Source organism: Halapricum sp. CBA1109, from assembly GCF_009741825.1.
In the GTDB taxonomy this organism is placed as follows: Archaea; Halobacteriota; Halobacteria; order Halobacteriales; family Haloarculaceae; genus Halapricum.
This window is the reverse complement of sequence record NZ_WPCA01000168.1, coordinates 1-5,133: the sequence shown is the minus strand read 5'-3', so window position 1 is coordinate 5,133 and position 5,133 is coordinate 1. Positions and strand designations below refer to the sequence as shown.

Genomic DNA, 5,133 nt, shown 5'->3' with positions numbered 1-5,133 from the left:
CGGCGGGAACACGATGCCACAGGACGACCCAGACGACCGGCGCTACCAGTTCTGAGCCACGCTTATATCGCCGGCGGGCCAACCGCGAGTATGGCACTCGATACGGTCGACCACCCGGCGTGGACGGCGGCGGCCGGGACCGCCGCCGCGTATCTGCTCGTCCTCGGCGTCCTGTTCGTCGCGCTGTTCGTCGTCCCTTACCTGCTGTTCTCGCTGTGAGGGGTCAGTCGAGTATCGCGCCGATGCGCTGTGGTTGGCCCGAGAGCGCTGGGTCCGGTTCGACTAGCTTGAGCACCTCATGGTCGGTCACGTCGGGGTAGGACTTCTCGGTGGCCTCCTCGATGAGTGTCTTCTCCAGTCGGAACTCGTGGCCATCGTAGACGACGTCGACGCCCGTCTCGTCGAAGGAGAGAACGGTCATACCTCGTAGCTACGGGTGGACCGATAAAAACCTTCTATCACGGCGCGCCCGCCTCGGAACAGCGTCTGACGCGCGTCAGACACAGGTTATGGGTTTAATAGCCTTGCGACCGGTTGTGATGGTGTGCTATTCCGGTCCGACCCACTGGACGAACTCGCCATCCCCGACGGGACGACCGTCGAGGAGCACGACCTAGTCACGTCGGGCGACGTGCTCGTCGGCGGCCAGTCGACGGTCGAGTTCGGCGTCCGGGGTCGGAACGTCATCGCCGGCGAGCGCGTCCGTTTCGGCGGCCACATCGAGGCCGAAGGCGACTGCCGGCTGGATATGTGGAGCGACGTGGCCGAGGACGTCCTCGTCGGCGAGGACGCCTACCTCGGGGAACGCGTTCACGTCGGCGGGCAACTGAAGGTCGCCGGCGACATCGACATCGGCGACGACGTCGACATCGAGGACGGCTTCGAGGCGAACGGCTGGATCGTCATCCGGAACCCGATGCCGACCATCGTATTCCTCTTTGTCTACCTCTCGCAACTGTTGCGCATCGGCGAGGAGGAGGCCGCCGAGAGCCTCGTCGAGGAGATGGTCGACGGCGACGGCGAGGAGGACCCGCTGATCGTCCCCCGCGGCGCGTCCGTCGGCGACGACGCCTGGCGGGTATCGACGCCGGCGACACTGGGCGACGACTGTCGCATCCACGGCAACGTCCGCGCCGAGACCGTCGAGGTCGGCCGGGACACCCTCGTCTTCGGGAGCCTCCGCGGGAAGGGCGACCTGACCGTCGGCCGCGGCAGCGAGATCAAAGGCGACGTGACGACCCGCGACGGCGACGTGTTCGTCGGCCCGGGCGTGAAGATATGGGGCGACATCGCCGCCGCGAACGTCCGTCTCCACGAGAACGCGACCGTCGACGGGACGATTCGGGCAAGCGGCAACTTGGAACTCCACACCGACAGCGTGCTGGAACGGCCCGACGAGACGCGGCCGCGATGGCCGAGATGGCCGCCGAACTCGCCGACGACGGGAGCGAGGCCGCGGCGGCGGACGGAGATGCCGAGGCGGACGGCGCGGCGACCGATGGCGACGACGCGGGGGATGCGGAGACGGCCGATCAAGAGGGGGGGTCCGAAACGGCAGACGCGGGGGATGTGGAGACGGTCGACGCCGACGAGTCATCTCCGTCGGGTGACGGAGACCCGGAGACGGACGACCCCGACCCGGCGGACGACGAACGCGCCGAACCGGCGGAGTGAGGGTGGTCGGCCGCAGGCCGATACCCTGAAACCGGCGATTTCAGCCGCTTACAATGTTTCTCATCGGTGGCGCTGTCATTCGAACATAAAGATAAAGCCACGCCCAAGAGAACGGGACTATTACAGCATCTATGACACTTGCAGCACGAACGTGCGTCGTGACAGGCGCATCACGTGGGATCGGGGCAGCCATCGCAAAGGAGCTGGCCCGTGAGGGGGCCGACGTCGTCGTCAACTACCGCTCCTCCGAGGAGCAGGCCGAGTCGGTCGTCGACTACATCGAGAGCGAGACCGACGGGGCGGCCGTCACCGCGCAGGCCGACGTGAGCGAGCCGGACGACGTAGAGCGGTTGGTCGAGACGACCCACGAGGCCTTCGGGGCGGCCGACGTGGTCGTCAACAACGCGGGGATCACGATGGACGGGAAGTTCGAGAGCATCGGCCGCGAGGAGTGGGACGCCGTCGTCGACGTGAACCTCACCGGCGTCTACAACGTCACCGACGCCTTCTACGACGACGTGAAAAGCTCCGACGCGGGCCGGTTCATCAACATGGCCTCCATCGTCGGCGAGGCGGGGAACTTCGGGCAGGCCAACTACGCCGCCTCCAAGTCCGGGCTGTTCGGATTTACCAAGACCATCGCGCGGGAACTCGCCCGGAGCGGTGCGACGGCGAACTGCGTCGCGCCGGGATTCATCGAGACTGATATGCTCGCGGACGTGCCTGAGAAAGTCCGGGAGAAGATCGTGGCCGACATCCCGCTTGATCGGTTCGGCGAGGCAGAAGAGATAGCCGACGCGGTCCGGTTCCTCGCCGGCGACGACTCAACTTATATCACCGGGCAGACCCTCTCTGTTAACGGAGGCAAACACCTATAATGTCACCTGCACACATCGCCGGCGTCGGTATGACGAAGTTCGGGAAGACGCCCGAGCGCACCGGCCGCGACCTCTTCGCCGAGGCGGGGTCGACGGCTATCGACGACGCCGGCATCGACCGTGAGGACGTAGACGCACTGTACCTAGGGAACTTCATGGGGGAACTCTCGGAGAACCAAGGTCACATGGGGCCGCTGATGGCCAAGGCGCTCGGTCTGGACGTGCCCGCGACACGCGTCGAGAGCGCCTGTGCCTCGGGCGGGATGGCCGTCCGGCAGGGCGTCCGCGACGTACGCAACGGCGAGGCCGACCTCGTCGTCGTCGGCGGCGTCGAGCGGATGCACAACATGGGCACCACCGGCGCGACCGGCGGCCTCTCCGTGGCCGCCGACGACCTCTGGGAGATCCGACAGGGGATCACCTTCCCCGGCGCGTACGCGCTGATGGCCCAGCGATACTTCGAGGTCCACGGCGGCGACCGCGAGGACCTCGCCCACGTCGCGGTCAAGAACCACGAAAACGCCGCGAACAACCCGCTGGCCCAGTACCAGTCCGAAATCTCTATCGAGAAGGTGCTGGAGGCCCCGCCCGTGGCGCTCCCGATGGGGCTGTTCGACTCCTCACCCATCACCGACGGCGCGGCCGCCGCGGTCCTCGTCAGCGAGGAGTACGCCGCGGAACACGACCTCGACGCCGGCGTCGCCATCACGGGGACCGGGCAGGGGACGGACAACCTCGCGCTGGCCGAACGCGACTCGCTGGTGTACACGCCCGCGACCGAACACGCCGCCGACGAGGCCTACGAGGACGCCGGCATCGAGTCCGCCGACGTCGACTTCGCGGAGGTCCACGACTGCTTCACTATCGCCGAAGTCCTCGCCCTCGAAGGGCTCGGCTTCTACGAGGAAGGTGAGGGCATCACCGCCGCCCGTGAGGGCGAGACGGCCGCAGACGGCGAGTTGCCGGTGAACCTCTCGGGCGGACTGAAGGCAAAGGGCCACCCGGTCGGCGCGACCGGCGTCGCACAGATAACCGAGATGACGAAACTGTTCCGCGGCGACCACGTCAACAGCGACGCGGTCGAGGACGCGTCGGTCGGCCTGACCCACAACGCGGGTGGGACGGTCGCGTCCGCCGTGGTCCACGTCCTGGAGGTGGCAGAATGAGCGACGACGAGATCCAAAACGACGGGTACGATCAGGCACTGGCCGCCATCGGCGACGGCGAACCGTACGCCATCGAGTGTTCGAACGGGCACACCTCGATGCCGCCGCGGCGTCGCTGCCCCGAGTGTGGCGACGACGACCTCTCGGAGGTCGACATCCCCACCGACGGCGAGTTGCTGACCTACAACGTCACCCACGTCCCGACGCCGGACTTCAACGAGGACGTGCCGTTCGTGCTGGGCATCGCCGAGTTCGGCGACGTGCGCCTGACCGGCCGCGTGCAGGCCGACGCCGACGAGGTCGACATCGGGATGCCGGTCGAACTCGGCCTCGGCGAGTCCGAGACGACCGAGCGACCGCTGATCACCTTCGACCTCGCCTGATACTGTTTCTTGTAGGTCCTCTCGGTATCGACCGCCCACCGGGCGGTCGAACCGGTACACAGCTACGAGAAACAGTATGAACCCTCCTCTGGAGGGACAGGCGTTCACCAACCTATTTAGTGGACTAGTGGCATAGTGGCCAGTAGTCGTAATGGGGGACGACGGGACCGAACAGCCCGCCACACTGGGGCGGCGGGCACTGATCAGGGGGACAGCTACACTCGTCGCTGCCGGGGGAGTGGCGACGACGACCAACGCGGCGGACGGACCGACGGCGGCGTTCGTCCTCGACCCGGAGCGCCCGGACCCGGGCGAGTCGGCGACGCTCGACGCGACACCGTCCCAAGGGAGCGGGACGCCGATAACGCGCTACGAGTGGGAGGTCGACGGGCGGGCCCGACCCGCGAGTGGCCGAGAGGTCTTTCAGACGTGGCGCGACCCGGGACTGTATCAGGTCACGCTGACAGTCACCGACGGCGACGGCCGCTCCGACACGACACAGCGCTACGTCGAGGTGTTCAACGAACCGCCGACGCCAGCGTTCGAGACGGACCCGTCGGACGTCGAGGCCGGGCAGCCGGTCACGCTGGACGCGTCGACCGCCAACGACCCGGACGGGCGTATCGTCGACTACGAGTGGGAGCTAACCGGGAGCGACGGCGGGACGGAGACTGCCAGCGGTGAGACGACGACAGTGACGTGGGAGGACGACGGCACCGTCACCGTGAGGCTGACCGTCGTCGACGACGGCGGGGCCGAACGGAGCCTGACCGAGGAGTTGTGGGTCGGAAATAGGACGCCGGGAGCGGCGTGTGCGGTCCAGACCGACGACCCGGTCCAGTACGAGCCGGTCACCGTCGACGGGACGCTCTCGGTCGACAGGGACGGCGACGTGGTCGACTACGAGTGGGCCTACGAGACGGCGTTCGGGACGCAGTACGCCACCGGACCGACGATACAGCACGCCTTCCAACAACCGGGGACCTACCGGTTCGAACTGACCGTGACCGACGACGACGGCGCGACCGACAC

The 5,133-nt window shown here is 67.3% G+C and carries 6 protein-coding genes and 1 pseudogene; 6 read left to right on the top strand and 1 reads right to left on the bottom strand.

The window, feature by feature from the left end; all coding sequences use genetic code 11:
- The first annotated feature begins 90 nt into the window (after window positions 1–90).
- Window positions 91–219 carry a hypothetical protein gene (locus GJ629_RS17675; protein ID WP_255475241.1) on the top strand — a complete coding sequence of 43 codons (129 nt, stop codon included), beginning with the start codon at window positions 91–93 and terminating at the stop codon, window positions 217–219.
- Window positions 220–223: 4 nt separating this feature from the next.
- Here GJ629_RS17675 and GJ629_RS14150 read toward each other — a convergent pair whose 3' ends face one another.
- The gene (locus GJ629_RS14150; RefSeq protein WP_157513612.1) at window positions 224–421 is read right to left on the bottom strand and encodes a DUF5800 family protein; all 198 of its coding nucleotides are present in this window, start codon (window positions 419–421) and stop codon (window positions 224–226) included.
- Between the two features lie 123 nt (window positions 422–544).
- On the opposite strand from GJ629_RS14150, the pseudogene GJ629_RS14145 reads away from it, so the two are divergent.
- The 5 genes and pseudogenes from GJ629_RS14145 to GJ629_RS14125 all read left to right on the top strand — a co-directional run.
- Window positions 545–1,674 (top strand): annotated as a pseudogene (locus tag GJ629_RS14145) (polymer-forming cytoskeletal protein).
- A gap of 131 nt (window positions 1,675–1,805) precedes the next feature.
- A complete protein-coding gene (locus GJ629_RS14140; RefSeq protein ID WP_157513611.1) occupies window positions 1,806–2,552 on the top strand; it encodes a beta-ketoacyl-ACP reductase in 747 nt (248 codons plus the stop codon).
- A complete protein-coding gene (locus tag GJ629_RS14135) occupies window positions 2,552–3,718 on the top strand; it encodes a thiolase domain-containing protein (protein ID WP_157513610.1) in 1,167 nt (388 codons plus the stop codon). The genes GJ629_RS14140 and GJ629_RS14135 overlap by 1 nt, the downstream gene beginning before the upstream one ends.
- On the top strand, window positions 3,715–4,101 hold the full coding sequence (locus GJ629_RS14130; RefSeq protein WP_157513609.1) for a Zn-ribbon domain-containing OB-fold protein: 387 nt from the start codon (window positions 3,715–3,717) through the stop codon (window positions 4,099–4,101). Before GJ629_RS14135 ends, GJ629_RS14130 begins: the two co-directional genes overlap by 4 nt.
- Window positions 4,102–4,252: 151 nt before the next feature.
- On the top strand, window positions 4,253–5,133 hold an 881-nt coding region (locus tag GJ629_RS14125; RefSeq protein WP_157513608.1), incomplete at its 3' end, for a PKD domain-containing protein.